Source organism: Amycolatopsis sp. WAC 04197 (assembly GCF_003947475.1).
Classification (GTDB): Bacteria; Actinomycetota; Actinomycetes; order Mycobacteriales; family Pseudonocardiaceae; genus Amycolatopsis; species Amycolatopsis japonica.
The window spans coordinates 44,947-65,443 of record NZ_QHJK01000012.1; the positions used below are offsets into that span (position 1 = coordinate 44,947).

A 20,497-nucleotide genomic window follows, 5' to 3' on the forward strand; every position below is an offset into this window, starting at 1 on the left:
CGAACTCGTAACGTTCGAAGCACGGCGACCGGACGGCGTAACGGGGTGAGGACAGGTGGCGAGTACCGCTTTACCCCTGTTCGCTCGAGGGCATCCAGCCGAAGAGGTAGCACCATGGCCATCAAGATCATCGCAGCGCGGCTCGAAGGTGGGAAGTTCCACGAAAGCATCACCAAACTGCGCTGGATCAACCCCGGCAGCGGCGAGACCGGCGAGAGTTTCGTTTCGGCGATCGTGGCGTGGCTCGAGGACGACGACGGCAAGGCCTACGTGGACGAGGGGATCCACCGGGTGGCAGTGGAGATCATCAAGCCGACCTTCGGCGCGAAATTCCTCCGCACGCGCGCGGACGGGATCTGGAAGGACAACCTGCTGGAGCTTCCCCGCTTCTGAGGCGGGCCGGTTAATTCCGGAGACGCGGGCACGAGCACTCTGTTAGCTTGAGCGAGCACTCCCGGTGCGCAGGTAACGGTTACTTCCTCATCCGAACGTCACCGTCACCGATAATTTCTCGGGAGCCATGATTTCGGATGTGCCCGGTGCGCAGGCGACGGTTACTTCGATTACCCAAGGGTTGCGGGTTCGAGCCCCGCCCGGCAGCCATCCTGCCGGTAGCTCAATCGGTAGAGCATTGGACAGCCACCGTCACCGACTTTTTCTCGGGCCTCATCCGGAATCGCAGCTCCCCTCGAACGAAACGAGGGTCGAGGGTGTCGAAGTTCAACACCACCGGTACACGGCCGGCGACGAGCTCACCGATCGCCGGCGAGCGGAGCCCCGGCGGCGTCACCCACGAAGGTGGCGACGGCTACGCGCGGGACACCAAGTCCGAACTGTTCCTGCTCGCCGTCACCAACATGGTCGGCGAGAACACCTTCTACGAGACCGGCGACAAGCGCGACACGCGATTCGCCGACCTCGTCCGGGAGACGGCGCTCGCCGACCCGGAGTGGACCGCGCGGTTCCTGCGCTGGCTCCGCACGGAGGCGAATATGCGGACCGCCGCGATCGTCGGCGCCGCCGAATACGTCCGCGCCCGGCTCGGCGGTGACCCGTCGTCTGACGCCCCCATCGCGAACCGTGCCGTCGTCGGCTCGGTGCTCCAGCGCGCCGACGAGCCCGGCGAACTACTCGCGTACTGGGCCTCCCTGTACGGCAAGAGGATTCCGAAGCCGCTCAAGCGTGGCGTCGCCGACGCGGCCGTCCGGCTCTTCGACGAGAAGTCGTTCCTCAAGTGGGACTCCGCCGCGCGGGCTTTCCGGTTCGCGGACGTCCTCGGCCTGGCCCACCCGGACCCGAAGGACCCGGCGCAGGACGCCCTGTTCAAGCACATCGTCGACGTCCGGTTCAACCCCGGTCGCGAGATCCCCGCCGAACTGGAAGTCCTGGGCGCCCGGGCGGAACTCATGGCGTGGGACAAGGAGAAGCGGCGCGAGCTCTTCAGCCGGCCCGACACCGCACGGTCCGCCCTCCGGCGGGCGGGCATGACGTGGGAGTCCCTGGCGGGCTGGCTCCAGGGCCCGATGGACGCGCGCGCTTGGGAAGCCATGATCCCTTCCATGGGCTACATGGCGCTGCTGCGGAACCTCCGGAACTTCGACGAAGCAGGCGTGTCCGACGAGGTGGCCGAGAGCGTCGCGGCACGGCTGGCCGATCCGGAGCAGGTCGCGAAGTCGCGGCAGTTCCCGATGAGGTTCCTCTCCGCGTATCGGGCGGCGCCGTCGCTTCGCTGGTCGTACCCGCTGGAAAAGGCGATCGCCCAGTCGCTGGCGAACGTGCCGCGGCTCGCCGGGAGGACCCTGATCCTCGTCGACACCTCGGGCTCGATGAACGCGGGCTTCAGCAAGGACGGCACGCTGATGCGGTGGGACGCGGCCGCGATCTTCGGGATCGCACTCGGCGCCCGCTGTGAGACGGCGGACGTCGTGTCGTTCTCGAACTCCTACTACGGCGGCACCGGTTCCAAGGCCTTCGACGTGCCCCGAGGCGAGTCACTGCTGCGCGGGCTCGACCGGTGGAAGAACGACGGCTACTTCATCGGCGCGGGCACCGACACCGTCGGCGCGATCCAGCGTCACCTGCGTCCCGGTCACCACGACCGGGTGGTGATCCTGACCGACGAGCAGCACTCGTCCGGCAACGTCGGCCAGGCCGTGCCGAAGGACACCGCGTTGTACACGTGGAACCTCGCGGGCTACGAGCGCGGCCACTCGACGTCCGGACGGGGTAACCGGCACACCTTCGGCGGCCTCACAGACGCCGCTTTCACGATGATCCCGCTCCTCGAAGCGGGACGGAACGCCGACTGGCCGTTCTGACGAGGTCGGGGCGCGCGGCCATGTCGCGAAAGCCACTTTCGGGACATCAGACGTCGCGAAAGTGGCTTTCGCGTCCCGTCCCGCCGTTCCGGTCAGCCGCTTCTGTCCTCATTGGACATTACGTGTGCGTCGGTCTGTTCAGCGACTGTGGTGGATCTCGCAGTCGGGGTTCGGGCAGTCGGCAGCGTTCCGTGCGTTCCAGGCTGCGCGCATCGAGTCATACCGCCGGGTGAACTGGGCATCCCGTCGCACGCTCCACACCGACGGGGCCACTCTTCGGGTGACCAGGAGTTCATGAGGCGAGTAGTCGTTGCCCCGTGTCAAGAAGGAGCGCGTGCTCCTGCCAGTCGACAAGCACCCGCGCAGATCGGGCAAGTCGACCGACACGACCGCACCGGCGACGCCGGTCGGACGGCCGCCGGGGACCACCGGCAACCCGGCGGCCGCCAGCTCAGCCTGGACGACATCGCACAGCGTCTCCAGCCGCAACCACCTATCCGAATCGACCTCAGGGGGTTCTTCCGTCATGCCGCCATCTTCGCAGGCGCCCACGACAAGTCCGGTGACGGCGAAGGCAGCACAAATGACCCGAAACCTCGTCCAGTTGATCCGGAACGCCCTTCCGGCTCGCTTCTCGCCGGTATTGGGATACGGCGAAACGACAAGACAGAAGAGCGCCGACTGAATGGTGCTTAGCCGCGATTGCGTTCGTGTGCCCTGGTCAGCACGCTCGACATTTTCGAGACCTCGTCGTCGGAGCCGCTCAGGTTCGGCGCGACGAGCTGGACGGACGTAAATCTCCCGCCACTGCAGGTTTGTCCGTTGATGGCCTTGGGGTTCTCCCGGGCGGGAATCAGATTCACGGTGCGGGAGCTGCCAGCCGGTAGTCCTTGAACCTCCAGCAGCGTGGAGAACAGCTCACAGGCACGATCCGGCGCGATCTCCTTGCCTGAGGCGATCAGGTCGCGAGCCGCTTCCAGTTTGCGAGCCGTCTCCGGATCGTCGAGCAGTCCCGACTTCTTCACCTGCTCTATCGCCGCGGGCAATTGCGTTGCCCACTTCTCCGCTGACGCACCGATCACCTGGACGCGACCTCCGGCAGGCGCCTCCCAGTGACACGCGGGCAATCCGCCGACTGCCAACGCCTTCGGCTCGGACGCCTCTCCAGCAATCATCGACAGGTCAGCCGGTGTGAGAAGTTCACACAAAGCGTCCGGGGCGGCCGTCTCGGCAGCCGGGTCGGCGGACGACGGGGCCGCACTCTCGGCGACCTTGCCCTGCGGCGCCGAACCAGACTTGTCCGACGAACACCCGGCTAGCAATAGCATTGCCGACGCGGCGACAACCACTGCGATTCGACCGGCTCTCAGCGAGCCGGGGCACTCCACGTTCGACATCTTGCGCTCATCTCCCCCATCTAAAGTGAACAGAGGCTACCAGGAACGCAGTTGCGAGCGCGGGCAAGATCCCGCCGCCAGCCTGAAAACCGTTCTTCAGCAACGGAAAGCGTCGCCGGCGAGGTCGATGCGATGCTCGATGCGCACCCGCCCGCCCAGGTCCGGACCTCGATGTCCGCGCTTCGTGGCCCTCTCCGACCCCCTTCAAGCTTGGAAGCTGTTCGTCCATGAACCCATGCATCGACTCTGGGAGCCTCACTGTGGCTGCGGCCTGCCGCAATGCCGGCCCGACCCGGCCGAATTGCGACTAACCCTCATCCTCGTCGCACATCCCTTCCACCCAAGGACGCCAGAATCTTCCGGAAACAACTCGCAATACTCGAATTACTCGCGAATGCCTACGAGCACACCCCCGGCACGCGTGAAGTACGGCTGACCTACCTACCCGCACCGTGCCGGGTGGTCACCGTGACGACCCCGCCTCCGGCAAGACCATCTGGTCCCGCATCTCCCGCCGTCCAGACGACCGGGAGCTGTTGGCCCGCCCGGACGGCGATCAACGGCACCCGAGGCCTGATCGACCGCAACCGCCGGGACGGCTCGTGGTGGGATGCACTGCCAGAATCACCAGGACGGTGGCGTTGGTGTCCTGCTGAGCGCAGGCCGTCGAAACCTCGCACTCTCGGTGAACCGTGCCAGGAAGAGGAGAGCCGAGATGCTGCCCAGGATCGTCACGCGAGTGCCGCCGAGCTCGTAAGCTTCCTTCAGCCGGAACACCCGCCTGGCCGTCCGCTTCTTACCCGTGTGGATCTGCCATAGTCCCATGCGGCCTCGTGCACTCGGAATACCGCCTGTTCACGGCGTGAGGAGCGTGCAGAGCGATCCGGTGTCTCTTCTACCCGATACCTTGCCACCGATCTTGACCTTGCGGAGAATCCTGTTCGCTCGGCTTGCCGCGCTCGCTGAACGAGTAGTCGCGGTGAACCACCGGCCTGCCTTCGAAGCCGCCCGGCCGACGGTCTTCACCGCATCGGCGCGCGACGCTCCACAAGGCTTCGGTCATCTGTGGACTTATCCGCTGAAGCGGACGTCGTGGACGGCGCCGGGAGCGGCGAACTCCAGTAACCGCAGGGCTTCGGTTTCGATGGCCTGCCGATCGGCGGTGGAGATCGAACGCAGCGGCACGACGGTGAGTACACCTGTGCGGTCCTTCGTCCAGGTCGCGGCCACCGTGCCGTCGACGAGGACGGTGGCCGCGACCGCCGCGCCCTGGCAGACCTGTCGCCGGATCGGTTCGGTCATCACGCGCGTGCGGTCGGCGTGGGCGAGCAGGGTCGCGTCGAACTCCGCGAGGAGCCGGACGGGCGCGAGCAGGTCCGGCGAAGGGATGTCGTGGTGCGGCAGGTCGAACAGTTCCCGCCCCGCTTCGTCGGTGTATGTCCGCAGTTCCGGCCGCAGCTGCTCGAAGACCTCACGCAGTCCGCTCACCCCGGACCAGGTCCGGGCGTCGGCGACGGTGGCCGGCCCGAACGCGGCGAGGTAGCGCCGGATCAGCTCGCGCACGTCGTCGGCGGTGGCGGTTTCGGATACACCGGGAAAGACGGCGAACGGGGTCGCGCCGCGTTTGCCCCACGTTCCGCTCGGGGCGGGGTGCACCAGCGGGAGCAGGTACTGCACGGTCAAGCCGAGTGCCTGTGCGTCGGTGCCCGGCCGGGTTCGCGCGAGCGCCCGCCCCAGCTCGGGCCGAGTGAGGACGACGCCGCCGTCGAGCAGCTTGGCCGCGTCGGCGACCAGTTCGTCGAGGTCGACGCCGGTGGTTCGGCTGCCGAAGGCGTTGCGCTGCACCCGCCGCAGCAGCGGCGCCAGCACCGGGCGGACCAGCCGGAAGTCGGCCGCCGACATCAGGTGCTGGGTGGCCCGCATCATCGTGGACCGCACGAGGACACCGCGTTCGATGGCGGCGGTGAGGTCCTGGACGCCGAAGCGTTCGAGCCGGTTCCAGAGCGCGAAATACGCGAGATCCGGGTCCTGCGCGTTCAGCCCGAACAGGTGCTCGGTCGCCTCGGTGACTCCGAGATCGACGCGGCCGAGGAGAAGTTGCCTGCTGAGAAGGGCGCGGTTGAGCGCCCGCGGGCTCAGCACCGCCCTCCCGCGGGCGCCCATCTCAGCGCACCTTCCGGAAGAACACGCGGACGTCGTCGACCAGCGCGGCGGGAGCCTCCATGGCGAGGAAGTGCCCGCCGTGGCCGAGTTCGCTCCAGTGCACGACGTGGTGGTCGCGCTCGGCCCAGCGACGGACGGTCACGTCGTGCGCGGACACGAGAACACCGGTGGGCACGGTCGGCGCCGCGGCGCCACTCCAGTCGCCGGATCCCCAGTCACCGGATTCGCCGCCGCTCCAGTCGTTCGCCGAGATCTCCTCGTAGTAGATCTGGGCAGCCGAACCGGCGGTGCCGGTGAACCAGTACAGCGAGACCGTGGCGAGCATGCGATCGCGATCCACGCATTCCTCGGGCAGCGCGTCTTCGGGCATGGTCAGTTCCTTGAACTTCTCCACGATCCACGCGAGCTGACCGGCGGGCGAATCGTGCAGGCCGTAGGCCACCGTCTGCGGGCGCTTGGAGTTGCACTGCAGGTAGCCGTCGTTGAAGTCCTGCATCGACGCCCAGCGGCGCTGGTCGGCCTCGGGCAGGTCGTCCAGTTCGCCCTCGGCGCCGATCGGAAACGTGATCATCGCGGTGAGGTGCACCCCGAGCACATGCCCCGGATCCTGCTTGCCGATCTCCGGCGCGACCCACGAACCCGTGTCGTAGCCGTGCACGCCGTACCGCTCGTAGCCGAGCGCGGCCATCAGCCGGGCGAACAGGCCCGCCATCTTCGCGGCGCTCATCCCCGGTCCGGCCAGCGGCGTGGAGAACCCGAACCCCGGCAAGGACGGGATCACCAGATGGAAGGCATCAGCCGGGTCTCCCCCGTGCGCCCGCGGGTCCGAAAGCGGCCCGATCACGTCGAGGAAGTCGGTCACCCCGCCCGGCCACCCGTGCAGCAGGACCAGCGGCGTGGCGTCCCGCTCCGGCGAGCGGACGTGGAGGAAGTGCAGGCGCTGGCCGTCGATGGTGGTGACGAACTGCGGGTGGGCGTTGAGCGCGGCCTCCTGCGCCCGCCAGTCGAAACCGGTGCGCCAGTACTCGGCCAGCCCGGCGAGGTAACCGGCGGGAACACCCCGGCTCCAGCCGACGCCCGGCAGTTCGCTCGGCCAGCGGGTGGCGGCCAGGCGCGCGGCGAGGTCGTCGAGGTCGGCCTGCGGGATGTCGATCGAGAACGGGTGGATGTCCTGTGTCATGAGACCACGCTAGAAACCGGTTAGGACGACTTCGGTCCTAACCGGACGGCAGAATGAAAACCATGCTGGAAACCTCCGCACGACTGCTGAAGCTCCTGTCGCTGCTGCAGACCCACCGCGACTGGCCGGGTACCGACCTGGCCGAACGCCTCGGCGTCACCACGCGGACCGTGCGACGGGACGTCGAGCGCCTGCGGGAACTCGGCTACCCGGTACACGCGCTCCAAGGCACGCCCGGCTATCGGCTCGGCGCCGGCGCGTCCCTGCCACCGCTCCTGCTCGACGACGACGAAGCCGTCGCGGTGGCCGTCGGACTGCGCACCGCCACCGGCAGTTCGGTCACCGGTATCGAGGAGACCGCATTACGCGCGCTCACCAAACTGGAGCAGGTACTGCCGTCACGGCTTCGGCATCGGGTGAACACACTCCAGACCGCGACCGTGCGCGCCGGGGTGGCGCCCGGCCCGCGGATCTCGGCGGACACGCTGATGACCATCGCGGACGCGTGCCGCCGCCACGAACGCCTGCGCTTCGACTACCTCAGCCCGCGCCGCGGTGCCTCCCGGCGGCACGCCGAGCCCTATCGCCTGGTCAACTTCGGCAGGCACTGGTACCTCGTCGCCTTCGACGTCGACCGCGACGACTGGCGCACCTTCCGCGTCGATCGCCTCACCCCGCGGCCACCCGCCGGCGCCCGGTTCACGCCCCGCGAGCCACCGTTCGACGACGTCGCGGCCTATCTGGCGCAGCAGCTTTCCGCGCGCGCCTGGCCGTGCCAGGCGACGGTCGAGCTGCACGAATCGGCCGGTGCGGTGGCCGACCGGGTGTGGCCGGGGATGGGCGTCGTCGAGGCCGTCGACGAGCACCGCTGTCTCCTGCACCTCGGCGCTCCGACGACATCCGATCTGGTGTGGATGATCACGTCGGTGCAGACCGATTTCACCCTGGTCAGCGGACCGCCGGAACTCGAAGACGCGCTCCGACAACAGGCGCAACGGTGTCTGAGCGCGATCGAGGCGCGACCTCGCACCAGGTGAAGACTGTCCCACCGAGGGCGCGCACAACGCGGTGACGCGGTCGGCGACCACCGCCACCTGGGTCATTGCCGGGTGGTCCTGGTCCACCGCCAGGCGGAGTGCAGGGCGGCGATGAGTGCCTCGTCGTCGGTGTAGGTCGAGCGTTCCCCGACCGGCAGCCAGACCTCGGAGACAACATGCCCGGACTCATGACGGGTGATGCGGATCCCGGGGTAGGTCATGATCACGGGATCGTTCCCGAGGTCGTGGACGGCGACGCTACGGATGTCCCAGCGGAGCTGGACAGCGCGGTGAGCAGTCATCGATTTTGCCGGGCTTTCACAACGGTGGCGCGCCGGAGGTGCACCAGGCCGCCGGGATCCTGTTTGCACGCCTCGCCATCCCGGTCGACGACGCGCTCGCGCGCCTCAGGGCGCACGCCTTCAGCCACCAGCGAGCGATCACCGACGTAGCCCGCGACGTCATCACCGGACACCTGCACCTCCCCCAGGACACCGCCTGACCGCGTGTTGTGCCGTTCGCCGGCCGGTGCCGTTCGGAGCGGGTCTTCCCGGCACCTCTTTCACGTGCACGACAAGCACAGTGATTCGCCGACGGGGACGCATCGACGACTGGAGCACTCATGACCGGCAGCAGAGACCGTAAGCCCCGTAGCCTCGCCCACACCCTTACCGGCGGGGATGTCTCAGGAGTGGTGCGTGCCGCGCTGGGTCGGGCCTGGGATTCGATTCCGCTCCAATCTCACTCTGTCTTCCGTTTCGGTTTGGACGTATCCCCGCACTTTCTCCGTACGTGGTCGAAAGAACAAACCCACGATGCCTGGGTTCCCTGGTAGTGACCATTGGCCGCCAGGCCATTCGACTGCCGCTGGACGCCAGCCGAGCAAGGTTTTCCTGGAGACCAGCTCAAGCTGCCCATCGACCAGTGCTCGTGTGAACGACGCGAACTCCTCGACGTCGTCCGGCGAAGTTTCGTCCACTTCGAACGGATCCAGATCGTCGAGGAACAGTTCCCCGACGCTTCCAGTCATGCGTAGCTCCAGGCGCGGTGCACCCGAGGCAGTCGGCTCGAGTCGGACTATTGTCTCGGCATCGCCATGGTCGACAGCAAGGGAGACCGCCCCACTCTCGATCAGCCCCCGGTAAGCAGTTCTGAGCGCCCCCACGAACCGGTCGGCTGCTGGCTGCGTATAGCTCATCGCCCTCCCTTCACCCTGTGGTAGTGGACTTTAATTCGTTCGCCGCGCCACCGCACATAGCGCCCGCGGGATCCAAGCTACGAACGCTTCGACCCCACACGCAGCGAGGAAGGTGATGCCGCCGGCCCATCACCGACGACCTGACCAAGGTCCTCGACGACGCCACCTACAACGACGACGCGAAGGCCACGAGTGGATCCGTCATTGTGACCGGGAAATCGCTTCGCCGGCATGGAAAACTCGCCGTCGGGCAGAAAGCCGTGGTGACGTACTCGGTGACCGTCATGAGCAACCCGAACGGAGCACTCCGCTCCGGGCCGTGGCCCGCTTCCGCTCTGGCTGTGCGGTGTGGTTGCACCGGTGTCAGCTTGCGAGCCTCGGACGGCCGGTTCCACACCCGGCTAGCACCCACCAGGGCCGCGTGCAGCTCTCCGGAGCCTGGAAGTGATCGGCCAGGTCAAAGGCATCCTCATGCAACGCCGAAGATGCCTTCGCCCTGCTCCGTGAGACTTCACAACACATCAACACTTCAACGAGTCACCAACTGAACTCGACCCCCGTGTTCCAGAGAGCGCCTCCGACACCCACCGAATTGCCGGCTTCGATCGCGGGAACCGGGCCTATGGTTCCCTTTTGGTCATCGATGTCGAAGGAGGCTGACGCTCCGAATCCGATGGGCCCGAGCGACCCGCCGGTCTCGACGAACGCGGCTTTGCCACCCAATTGACTTACCCGCTTGTTGTCGAACGATCGCGTGGAACTGGCGTTCACGCCCACGCCTATGCCGATGCCGATCTTGAAGGACCAGACCGTCCTCTTGTTGCCTTGATCGTCTGTCATGGTGCAGCGCTTGAACCCCACGACGACGATCGCTTGGGCATCGATCCCGACGCACGAACCGCTGGATCCTTGGGCGACTTCCCTCTTGCGCTTCCGTTCCTTCTCCTCGTACTCGGCGAGGGCGGCCTTCTCTCGTTCCAGCCGCTGGATCTCGCGGTACGCCTCCTCACCGGAAAGACAAGTGCCAGTCAGCAAGCGGTAGTCGTCACACACCGAGTACCTCACCGATGGGCCGCACTCGACTATCCGAGAACCCGGGCCCGCCCACGGGCAAGGCGAAGTGTCGGTCGTGATATTGACCGGGTTCCGGAGCGTGGTGCCGAAACGCCTCGGGTCGTCTCTGCGGTTCTTGGCGTCATTGGACTTCTTGCTCTTCTCCCGCAACGAGTCCTGCGAAGGCGGCGGGGGAACGTTGTGCCTGACCTGCTCCGGGCCAGGGCAGCATCGCGCGACCTCGTCGTCCATTCTGCATCCGACTCCGTCGGGGCCGCTGCACGGCGACAACCCTGTCGGGTCGCTGAGGGTGACCGGGCTGCCGTTGGCGTACCCGTAGCCCTGCATCTGCTGTGGATCGGACGGGTCCATGATCGGGTCGACGGACAGGAACCTTCCGGTAGAGGTGTCGTACTCGCGGGCGCCCAGGTGAGTCAGCCCGGTCGAGGCATCCCGCGTTCCTCCCACGAAACCGCGTTCGCCCGGCCATGTGCCGGAATCGCCCCGAGGTGCGCCGAAGGGATCCTGGCGCCGTTTGGACACTGTCGCGGACTTGGTGTCGATGGAGACCTGGGCCGTGCCTTGGTGATCACTGGCCAGCCAGTGCAACGCGTTGCCGTCGTGCATCGCGATGGTCTTGTCGCCGTGCGTGTAATAGCGGCTGACAACGGGTTTCGTGGCCCCCACGGGCAGACGGATCTCCTGCTTCCCCAGATAGAGCGTGGTTCCAGCGGGATCCTTGCGCAGCAATCGGGAGCCGCCGGGGGTGTAGATGAACGACGTCGTCCCGCCATTGGCCGTCATCGAGACGAGGTGGCCTTCGCCGTCCCAGACCATGGATTGATCGAGGCCGGGCTTCGTTCGCTTCGTGGTTTGGCCCTTGGCGTCGTATTCGAAGGTCTCTGTACCTGCCGGGTCGCTGACCGAACGCAACGCATGAGGCTGTGCCTGCGGATTTTCCGTGTAGGCGTAGGCACGACCGGCGGACGTGGTGGGACCGCGTTCGGTCTCTCCCAACCGGTTCCCGCCCGGCGCGTAGCTATACGAGTTCCAGTACGCGGCCGGCCCCGGTGCAGCCGTGGGCTCCGCCGCGCAGCCGCTGCCGGCCGACCAGTCGCTCTGGGCCGCGGTCCACGCCTCCGTCAGTCTGCGCAAGCCGTCGTGCCGGAAGCACTGCACGTCCGCGGGAGATCCGATCGGTATGTCGGCCATCGACGTGATGTTGCCCGCCGGGTCGTAGGTGTACTGGACATCCGACTGGATCGGGTGCGGAACTTCCGCGTGCGTGACGAACCTGTTGGGACGACGGGTGCTCGAGTCGTAGTAGAACGACTGCCATGCGCGACTGCCGACCGTCCCGTGTTCGAGACGCTGCACTTCCCCATAACGGGTGTAGTGCGTTTCGAAGACGAGCTGGGTGCCTGTACCGGTTTGGGTCGACACGAGATGCCCGCTGCTGTCCATGAGGTAACTGACGGTCTGCTCGAGCGAGGTCTCCGTCACGCCGGCCTCGGGAACCGGAGGATACGTTTCGCCGGTGAGCGTGCCGTCCTGACCGTAGGACATGTTGGTCTGGTAGGTGCCCGCCAGCTTGCCCTCCGCCGCCGGGATGGTGACCGAAGTGGACAGTGGATTGTTGAGCGCCGTGTATCCGTTCACCGCGGAGCTGTAGGCGTTTCCGGCGACATACCTGGTCGCGGATGCCGCCAGGCCCTTTCCGAACGGCGCCGTGTCGAAGGTCCACTCAGCCAGTTTCGGGCCGCCGGGACCGTCGGCGTGCAACGCGGTCTTGCGACCGAGCCCGTCGTAGACGGTCGCGAGAACCTTCCCGAGGACGTCCTTCGTACTGGTCATGCGGTCGAGGTCGTCGTAGGTCATGGTGACCGCGCCCGCGTCAGGATCGATCGCCGTCGTCTTCCTCCCCCGCAAGTCGTAGCCGTAGGACCAGGTCGCGTTGTCCGGCCCGGTCACCTGCGCGAGCTTGCCCGCCGAGGTGTACCGGTAGCGGGTGACATCGTGACCGCCCTCCGGTTTGGGCCCGTGATACTGGCGAAGTTCGGTGGTACGGCCGCGGGCATCGGAGATGACCGTCGTCGCCGTCCCGCCGGCCGGGGGCGTGGTGTGCACACGATCACCGTCGTAGCCGGTGAAGGTCGACCACTTGTCAGCGGAGCCCGCCTGGTGGATCGTCTCCACGACCCGGCCCGCGCCATCGAACTTCTTCCTGGTCATGCCCGGCACTTCGGCGTCGGCGGCTCGCCAGAGACTCGTGTCGACGTGCCCGTCGTTGAAGTACGGATTCGTCTGCTTGTACGGCCTGCCATGGGAGTCGTACCGCGTGTCGGTGATCAGCCGCCCCTCTTCGAACGGCACTTCCCTGCCGTTCTCCTCCCGCATCCCCACACCTGGTGTCTGGGTCTGCCGGAGGCGCAACAGGCCGTCGTACACCTCGTTCTTCGTCACGTACACGCCGTTCGGGCCGATCTTCGAGGTCGTCACGACGGTCGCGTCGTCCCGCCGCACCAGATAGCCGAACTTGAAACTCCCTTCCGGGTTGTTCGCGCGTCGCCGGTTGGGCAACCAGACCTGCTCCGTGCGACCCAACGCGTCGATGGCCGTCTCGGTTACGCGGCCGTTGGGATCGACCACCTTGACGGGCGCTCCGAACGCGGGTTCGAGCGTCTTCGTGGTCACCAGCCCCGCTGGAACCGCCGCCGTCGGAGGACTCGTCGTGGTGATCTGCGTGACCGGGCCGCCGGTCACCGGGATATGGGCGGTCTTGCTGACGTTGCCCAGTGCGTCGGTCGACTGTGTCACCCTGCCATGGGCGTCGTAGGCGAAGTCCCCGGTCTTCACATAGACGGGTCCTGCCGCCGGTCGGTCCTTGGCCACTTCCGTCCGGTTCAGGTTTCCTTTGCCGTCGTAGCCGAAGATGACGTCGGAAACCGCGTGCTCCGGGAACCGAGCGGTGGCGCCACACGCGACGGAGACGGTCTCCTCGCGTACTTTGCGGCTGAGATGCCAGATGTTCTCGTCACGCGAGTATGTCGCGGTCGTGCACAAATCGTCTTCCGATGTGCCTATGTCTCCGAAGTTGTTGACCTGTACCGGCAGTCCGCGGTCGTCGTAGCCGGTGACGGCCTCCGTGGTTCGCCAGCCGCCCGCGGCGAGAGCCGTGAAGGTCCGTGCGCGGCCGGGCCGGACGAAGTAGGCGTGGTACTCGCCTCGGCTCGCCGTCGGTCCTCGCCAGTCCGGGTGGCTGACGATCCTGCTGACCACCGGTGGGTTCGAAGCGGAATCGGAACCGTAGGTCGTCGTCTCGAAATTGAAGCTCCGCAACCAGTCTTCGTCCTTGCGGGTGCTCTGGCCGTCGCCTACGGAGTCGGCAACCGATTCCGTACGCCTGCGGTTGTCCGGCAACCGGTCCGCGTCCATTCCGCGGTAGTACCGCAACTCCGACATGGTTCTCGGACTGCGTCCCGGGTCTTGCGCCGGATCGGCGCCCGTCGTGATCCGCACGCGTTTGAAGCCACGGAACTCGTTCCATGTCTTCTTGTCATCCTTGACGAACTCGGAGGTGTTCCAGTGCCAGGCTGCCCCGTCCAGGTACTCGTACCGGGTGGTGTGTTCGGGGTTGGTGGCGATCATGTCGGTGCGCGTCACCGATGAGACGACATACTTGTGGAAGTAGTCCACCCGCGGCTCGTGCCCGGCGGGTGCCCACCTGACCGGGAAGCAGCGCATCTGGTTGGTCTCCGGATTGGCGGGCATCGCGACGCCCGCCTTGCAGTCCGGCGGCGCGTAGTCCACCGCGACCACACCCCCGTACTCGGAGATCACGCCGGTGATTCGGTACCGGTTGAGCGGGGCGTAGCCGTCCTTGTCACCGTCGACCCGGTTGGGCATCAGCGTTCCGTCGAAGGTGACCGGCGGCATGTCCAGGGAACCACCCACCAGGCCGCTGTGCTTGATGCCCTTCAGCCACAAGACCGCGCTTTCCTTCTGTTCGATGTTGACGTCGCCCAGCCGCGGAAAGGTCTGATCCAGGGTCCAGCGATCCACCGGCTCGTAGGACGAGCCGCGCCAGACCTTGGTCGTCACGGTGTCCAGACGCTGGGTCGTCCAGAAAGTAGGCGAGTGTTCTTTGCACGACGGACCGCCGCAGGACATCTTCAACGGTGTGTCGGGCCAGTTCCCGCGCTGATCCTCGGCACAGACGGAGCCGGCGACGCACCTCTTCGCGGTGGTGAACTCCACCCTTCCGGTCGCCGGGCCGGTGACGGATTCGTTGATCCCGTAGTCGATGCGTTCAAGGGTCCCGCCTCGGGTGTAGGACCTCGCGACGTCCTTGGTGTTGAATCCGTAGGAGTTCGTTTCCGGCGCGTAGTAGTAGCAGATCACGTTGCCGTTGCGGTCGACGACCTTGTCCAGGTTCCATCGCCAGGCCCGGTCGCAATGCGAGGTGTCGAACGTGGCTCCGTGGCACGGCTCGTTGGCGTCGTCTCCGAAGACCGGGACGGTCCAGGTGGACTTCGAGTCCAGTTGCGAGCCGAACCAGTACTGGGTTCCGTCGACCGTGGTGATCACCCAGTGCTCGCCGAACTTGTCGCCGTTCGCAAGACCGGTCCGGCGTTCGATCCGTGCGCCGTCGTCATCCTTCGAACGCCACTTGCCGCCGCCGTCGCAGCAGACCAGCATGCCGCCTCCGTCGCCGTACATGGCCGTGGCGTTGTCACTGCGCCAGCACAGGTCTCCTGTCTTGGCGTCGTCGTCGGCACAGGACCAATAGGACCGCTCGATGAAGCCTGGCCACATACTCCAGCCGTCACCGATCCACGATGGCTGGTTGTTGGTCTCGCTGGTCGCGCCGTCGACGGCGGACGACTGATAGGAGAGCGCGACCTTGGGTTCGAAACCGCCCGGTGCCGGAGGCACCCGCATCGGGTAGGACCAGCTGAAGTCGCCGGTGTGGGTGTTGATGTCCCAGGTGGCGGTGGGCGACAACGGGGAGGCCGTAGGGCGGCCGGAGCCCGGCCGCTCCGAAACCGGTTGCTGATTGTTCGCCAGTGCGCGCCGTGATGTCTGATCCGGCTCCCGGGTCCGCTGAGTCTCCTTGGTCACGGATACCGATGGCGCCGGCGGCGGTATCGACGGCTCGCTCGCCGCGAGCGCCGCGGACGCGGCGGGTGGAATGACGGTCAGTACGGGAACCAACGACGCGACGAGGACGACGACCAGTCCGCGAATCGTCCACTGTGATCTCACGCGGTGTGCTCTCATCGGGAGGCCTCTCACGAGCTCGTCACAGCCGGATAGGAATTGCGCAGCGCCTTTTGCCGGTCCGGTGATAGCGAGCCGGTGTAGAGACGCACGTCGTCCACACCTCCGGACCAGAACTCGGAGGCAGTGGCACCGGGGCCGGCCACGGCGCGGCCGATCTGAACGGCCCCCGCCCCCTGCCACGGCCGTAGCAGCTTGCCCGCGTCGAGGTCGGGTTCACTGAGTGGATCGTCGTTGTAGACGTACAGTTCGATCTGCCCGGAACTCGCCTCGTACACCCCGACGAGCAGGACCCAGTTGCCGAACTGGCTGGGACGCACCGATACCGCGGCCTCGGTGACCGTCCCGTTCGCCTCCGGCATCTCGAAGATCCACTTCCCGTTGCCCGATGCCTGGTCCTGGTCGATCCGGTGCCCAAGACGGAATTTCACCGGCCCCTTGTCGTCCGCACCGCCGGACAGGCTGACCGCGTCGCGGGTGCACTCGTCCTCGCAGGGGCCGGGCTTGGTCAAGTTCACCCACGCCGACACCGTGAAACTCCGGTCGGTCCGGAGATCCACTCCGCTCGCGGTGACCGCGTCGTCCACGCCGTCCAGCCGGGCGGCCTTGCCTGCCCTGCCGGGACCGTAGCCCGCGCCTCCGACCAACGCGCCGATACGGGCGCCGATCGAGTCCGCGGGGCTGTCGTTGAGCTTCCAGTTGTGCACCAGAGCCAGGTCGCGGCCTGCCATGACACGGATCTCGTCGGCGAACAGCGCGCGACTGTAGACCTGGACGTCGTCGATCGCGCCCTTGAAGCGTTGTCCCGGTGTCCCGCCGGACTTCATTTGGCCGACCTGCAACTTGCCGTTGTTGTGCACCGGAACGGTGTGTTTCGCGGTGGCGACCAAAGTCCCGTTGACGTACAGCTCGATTTGTCCGCGCGGTTTGTTGTGGACGCCGGTCACGTGGGTCCAGGCTCCGGCTTGGACCTTGCCCGCGACCGCCGAATCGCTCGCCGCGGCCATCCGCCATTTCCCGTCGGCTCCCGCGGCGAGCGCGAACGACGAGAGGGCGCTGTGGTCTTGGGACAGGACGGTGCAGGAGCAATCCGTGGCGACGTCGGGGCGGACCCACGCGGACACCGTATAGCTTTCCGTCGAATCGACGGCGTTCGCGGCCTCGACAGCGTTGGTTCCGTCCAGGCGTAATGCTTTGTCCGCGGCGTCGGGGTCTTCACTTTGGCCGTCGGTGTAGGCGGGCGAGCCGGCCCAGGTACCCGTCAAGCCGCGGCCGGAAGAGTCACCGAGGTCGCCGTCGAACTTCCAGCTGCCGGACGACACGCGGTTCTGGCTGACCACGGCTTTGATCTCATCGGGCGACAGGACCCGGCTGTAGGTGCGAACCTCGTCGACCGTGCCGGGCCAGAAGTCGCTCTCGGCGCCGTTGAACTTGCCGCGGCCCATGACCAGCTTCCCGCCTGCGTCCCAGTCCGTTCCCGGGTAGACGAACTTCTCGTCGTTGCCGAGTTCGCCGTTGACGTAGATCCGCATTTCCTTGGTCAGCGCGTCGTAAACCCCGGTCAGATGCACCGGCACACCCAGCGCCGGGGTCTGCTTCGCGACGACGCCGTGCCACCGCAGGGCCGCGCCGTCGGCGATGTCGGCGGAGAACTTCAAGAACACCCACCTGTGCTGATCGGCGTTGTACTGCAGGTAGAAGCCACTGTTGAACACGCCGTCCTGACTGACCGCGGTCATCGCCAGTGGTTTGGCGACGAATCTGTTCGCGGTCACCCAGGCCGAGACTGTGAAGCTCCGGTCGGTCCGCACGGCCGGACCGTCGGTCACAACCTGGGCCTTCGGCGTATCCGGACTGTCGAACTTCACCGCGCGACCGAGTTCGCCATTGTCCACAAAGGTCGCCCCGTTGATCAACGTTCCCGCGCTGGCGCCGGGAATCTCGTTGCGTGCCTTGGTGTTCGGCGCACCAGGGGACGCGGGCCGGTCGTCGAACCGCCAGTGTCCCGTGCGGACATTGTCCCGGCTGACCTTCGCACCGACCTCGGCGTCGGACAGCGGCCGGTCGAAGACCTGCACCTCGTCGAGCGCGCCTTGCCAGTGATGTCCCTTGACACCGGCCCATTGCAGCCTGCCGACTGCCAGCTCTCCGCCGGCCTGCCACGGCGTCCATCCGGCCGGCGCTGTCTTCTTCGCGGCCAACGCACCGTCGACATACAGCCTGGCTTCAGCGGTTCCGCGATCGAACACGCCTGCCACGTGGGTCCACTTTCCCTGCTGCGGCTGGTGGGCGGCCGCGGACGTCTCGAGAGCGATTCCGGCTCCCGGATTCGCCGGGGTCCCGCCTGGCAGCCAGAACGCCCACTTCGGTCCTTGGCCGTCGTCACGCAGGTGGAGCAGCCAGCCGCTGTATCCGTTCTGCGGATTGTCCTGGCTCACCACACCCATGGGATCCGCGCGGAACACGTCCGGCCTGGCCCACGCCGACACCGAGAAACTGGTGTCGGTCCGGACAGTGGTCGGCGCGGTCATCGCGCTCCCGGGCTGCCCGTCCAGCAACAGACCGGTCCCGACGGCTCCTGAGGCGTACGAGGCAGCGCCGTTCAGGACACCGTGTTTGTCGCCCTGATAAGCGTTGTCCTTGGCGTTCCCCTCGAAAGACCACTGGTGCCGTGCTCCGTCGCCGGCACGGACGTTGAAGTCGTGGTGCGTCGGGTCGCTCTTGTTTCCGGCCCTGTCGACACTTTGGACGAAGAGGGTCCGCGGGCCGTCCCCCGGTGGCGCGATACTGACCTGCGCCGGCCCTCCCAGCGCCGTCGCGTCGACCTTCTCGTTCGGCGGATCCTGCCAGCCGTACAGGTAATGATCGATGTCGCCGACGCCCTGACTACCGAACGTGAACATGTCCGGGATTCCGGTGCCGCCGTGCCAGTCGTTGTCCTTCGTGTAGATCCTCGATTCCACGGTCGGCGTGGCGTGGGGCTTCACCATGTCGACCGCGAACAGCTGACCGTGGGCCGCCGCGCTGCTCGCCGGGGCGTCGTCCTCGGCGTGTACCCACCAGCTGACCTGCAGCCCGTCCTTGTCCGTGAGCGACAGGCCACGGCTCACCGCCACGCCGGAGGGGACGAAGTCTCCGTCCGACGCTTCTTCAGGGCGTCCTGTGGGCCGGACGCGCCATTTCGGCCGGACCCGTTCGTTGTCCGGATCCGAGACCGTGGTGATCAGCTGAATATGCTGGTTGGCGGTGTAAGGCACGCCGGCGCACCATTTGCACGGCGTCGGCAACGGCGGGTCCGTTCGCGGGTTCGCAGGCTGGTTCGGGGCCCGGTTCCACTTGATCGAGATCCGGGTCTCGGCCGAGGCGTACTTCCGCCACGCGAACTGATCGTTGGAATCCATGGCATGCAGGTAGAAGGTCGTCGCACCGCTCTGGTTCACCGCGTTGCGGATGTCCAGTTCCACGCCGTGGGCACCGTTGCACGAGGTGGGCGCGGCGAACTCGATCCATTGTCCCGGATTCTCGGGCTTGTTGTTCCACGTCGTGCCGTTTCCGATGGAGTGGAACACCGGACGGAGGTGATGGTTGCGGACCTGGCAACTCGGGCTGTAGGCCACCGTGGTGTAGAACTTCGCCTCCAGGATGTCCTTGCCCGCGAGCTGACCGGTGTCGTAGAACGAGAAGTAAGCGCGGCCCTCACCGATGCCGTTGCACTCGTTGTGCTCGTTCCAGCACTGCCCGACCTGCGCCCAGTCCGGGTGGGTCGCGTCCGCGCTCCGGCGATCGAAGGCCTGGTTGCGGAAGCGATCGCCGGACAGCACCGTCGCCCAGTAGTTGTGGCCTTGCGCGAAATAGGCCGGATCCACCGTCACCGGATAGGCCGTGCCCTCACCCGCAAAAAACTTCTGGTCCGGTTTCAGCGTCAGGACGTCACCCGAGACTTCGACTCCGACCTTTTCGGCCCGCCCGTTCGCGTCCCACATCATCGACGACGCCGAGCCGAAGAATTGGACGCCCTTGTCGTCCACCGCCTTCAGCGCCCCTGAGGATTCCGCGGTGACGCGCACACCCTTGGCGGCGATCCGCAACCGGACCTTGGACAGTGCGGGATTCTTCGCGGCGTCGGCGTTCTTCACCACCAGCAACTGCCGGTAGCCTCCGGCGTCCGCCCGCATCACGAGGTCCACCCCCTGAAGGACCTCGGGATAAGTCGCGGACGTACCGGCCAGGATCGGCTTCGGCAGCGTGGACGGCCAGTGCAACGCCAGCTCCTTGTCGCCGGCGGCCATGCGGATCAGCGGCGCGTCGTCGCCACCGCCCGACAGCACGACGTCCTCCCCCACCGACCGGGGCACGACCGCGCCGTCCCTCCGGGGAACCAGGGTTCGGTCCAGCGGGATCCAAGCGTCGCCGCGTTTGAATCTCGTCGGGACCGCGGTCATCTCCGTCGTCCTGGCCCCGTCCGGCTCCGCGTACACCGTCGAGGTGGCTGAGCGCTGATCGGTCACCTCGACTCGGATGCCCTGCCGCAGAGCGGCGGCCACCGCGGTCGCGTCGTCGGCGGCTTCCTTGACGACGGATTTCTCTTTTCGCTCCGGCACGCCGGCGGCGTCGAGCACCGTGACCGAGGACGAGCTCACGATCAACAGGAGGCACAGCAGAAGAACATGCGCCTTCGATCTACCGGCATTCCTCAACACGCGCATGAGTCATCCCCCTGGTTCGGTTCACGTGATTCCGGAAAGGCCATAGGCGGTCCCTGCGTCGGAACAGGGTGCCGCGTCCCCGGAAGGCTCCGGCGAGGTCAAGGCTAGCGACGAACGGAGATCATGGATTGTAAAAATGTAAGGCGCCCGCCGGCCCAACGAGCA

12 protein-coding genes are annotated in these 20,497 nt (G+C 66.7%); 4 read left to right on the forward strand and 8 right to left on the reverse strand.

Annotated features, from left to right (window positions below):
- Positions 1–114: 114 nt before the first annotated feature.
- Positions 115–393 (forward strand): DUF3892 domain-containing protein, encoded by a 279-nt coding sequence (locus tag DMC64_RS36465; RefSeq protein ID WP_125737221.1) that lies wholly within the window; start codon positions 115–117, stop codon positions 391–393.
- Positions 394–710: 317 nt separating this feature from the next.
- On the forward strand, positions 711–2,318 hold the full coding sequence (locus DMC64_RS36470; protein ID WP_125737222.1) for a TROVE domain-containing protein: 1,608 nt from the start codon (positions 711–713) through the stop codon (positions 2,316–2,318).
- 138 nt (positions 2,319–2,456) lie between these two features.
- Here DMC64_RS36470 and DMC64_RS36475 read toward each other — a convergent pair whose 3' ends face one another.
- The 4 genes from DMC64_RS36475 to DMC64_RS36490 form a co-directional block, all read right to left on the reverse strand.
- Complete coding sequence (locus DMC64_RS36475; protein WP_233629937.1) at positions 2,457–2,846, reverse strand: hypothetical protein; 390 nt, start codon at positions 2,844–2,846, stop codon at positions 2,457–2,459.
- A 164-nt stretch (positions 2,847–3,010) separates the two neighbouring features.
- Positions 3,011–3,715, reverse strand: a complete 705-nt coding sequence (locus DMC64_RS36480; RefSeq protein WP_199755210.1) for a DUF3558 family protein — start codon at positions 3,713–3,715, stop codon at positions 3,011–3,013.
- A 1,071-nt stretch (positions 3,716–4,786) separates the two neighbouring features.
- Positions 4,787–5,878 (reverse strand): winged helix DNA-binding domain-containing protein, encoded by a 1,092-nt coding sequence (locus tag DMC64_RS36485; protein ID WP_125737223.1) that lies wholly within the window; start codon positions 5,876–5,878, stop codon positions 4,787–4,789.
- 1 nt (position 5,879) lies between these two features.
- Positions 5,880–7,058, reverse strand: coding sequence for an epoxide hydrolase family protein (locus DMC64_RS36490; protein ID WP_125737224.1), 1,179 nt, complete (start codon positions 7,056–7,058; stop codon positions 5,880–5,882).
- Positions 7,059–7,120: 62 nt separating this feature from the next.
- Between DMC64_RS36490 and DMC64_RS36495 the strand changes: the two genes are divergently transcribed.
- Entirely contained in the window at positions 7,121–8,095 is a 975-nt protein-coding gene (locus DMC64_RS36495) for a YafY family protein (protein WP_125737225.1), read from the forward strand.
- Positions 8,096–8,157: 62 nt separating this feature from the next.
- On the opposite strand, the gene DMC64_RS36500 is transcribed toward DMC64_RS36495, so the two are convergent.
- Positions 8,158–8,397: a hypothetical protein gene (locus DMC64_RS36500; RefSeq protein WP_125737226.1), complete on the reverse strand. Its 240-nt coding sequence runs from the start codon at positions 8,395–8,397 to the stop codon at positions 8,158–8,160.
- Between the two features lie 38 nt (positions 8,398–8,435).
- On the opposite strand from DMC64_RS36500, the gene DMC64_RS43580 reads away from it, so the two are divergent.
- Positions 8,436–8,597, forward strand: coding sequence for an ANTAR domain-containing protein (locus DMC64_RS43580; RefSeq protein ID WP_255432911.1), 162 nt, complete (start codon positions 8,436–8,438; stop codon positions 8,595–8,597).
- Between the two features lie 183 nt (positions 8,598–8,780).
- On the opposite strand, the gene DMC64_RS36510 is transcribed toward DMC64_RS43580, so the two are convergent.
- From DMC64_RS36510 to DMC64_RS36520, 3 genes are all read right to left on the reverse strand, one after another.
- The gene (locus DMC64_RS36510; RefSeq protein WP_125737227.1) at positions 8,781–9,293 is read right to left on the reverse strand and encodes a hypothetical protein; all 513 of its coding nucleotides are present in this window, start codon (positions 9,291–9,293) and stop codon (positions 8,781–8,783) included.
- 537 nt (positions 9,294–9,830) lie between these two features.
- Positions 9,831–15,626, reverse strand: coding sequence for an RHS repeat-associated core domain-containing protein (locus DMC64_RS43705; protein ID WP_370325546.1), 5,796 nt, complete (start codon positions 15,624–15,626; stop codon positions 9,831–9,833).
- A gap of 11 nt (positions 15,627–15,637) precedes the next feature.
- Positions 15,638–20,266, reverse strand: coding sequence for a LamG-like jellyroll fold domain-containing protein (locus DMC64_RS36520; protein WP_158634291.1), 4,629 nt, complete (start codon positions 20,264–20,266; stop codon positions 15,638–15,640).
- Positions 20,267–20,497 lie beyond the last annotated feature (231 nt).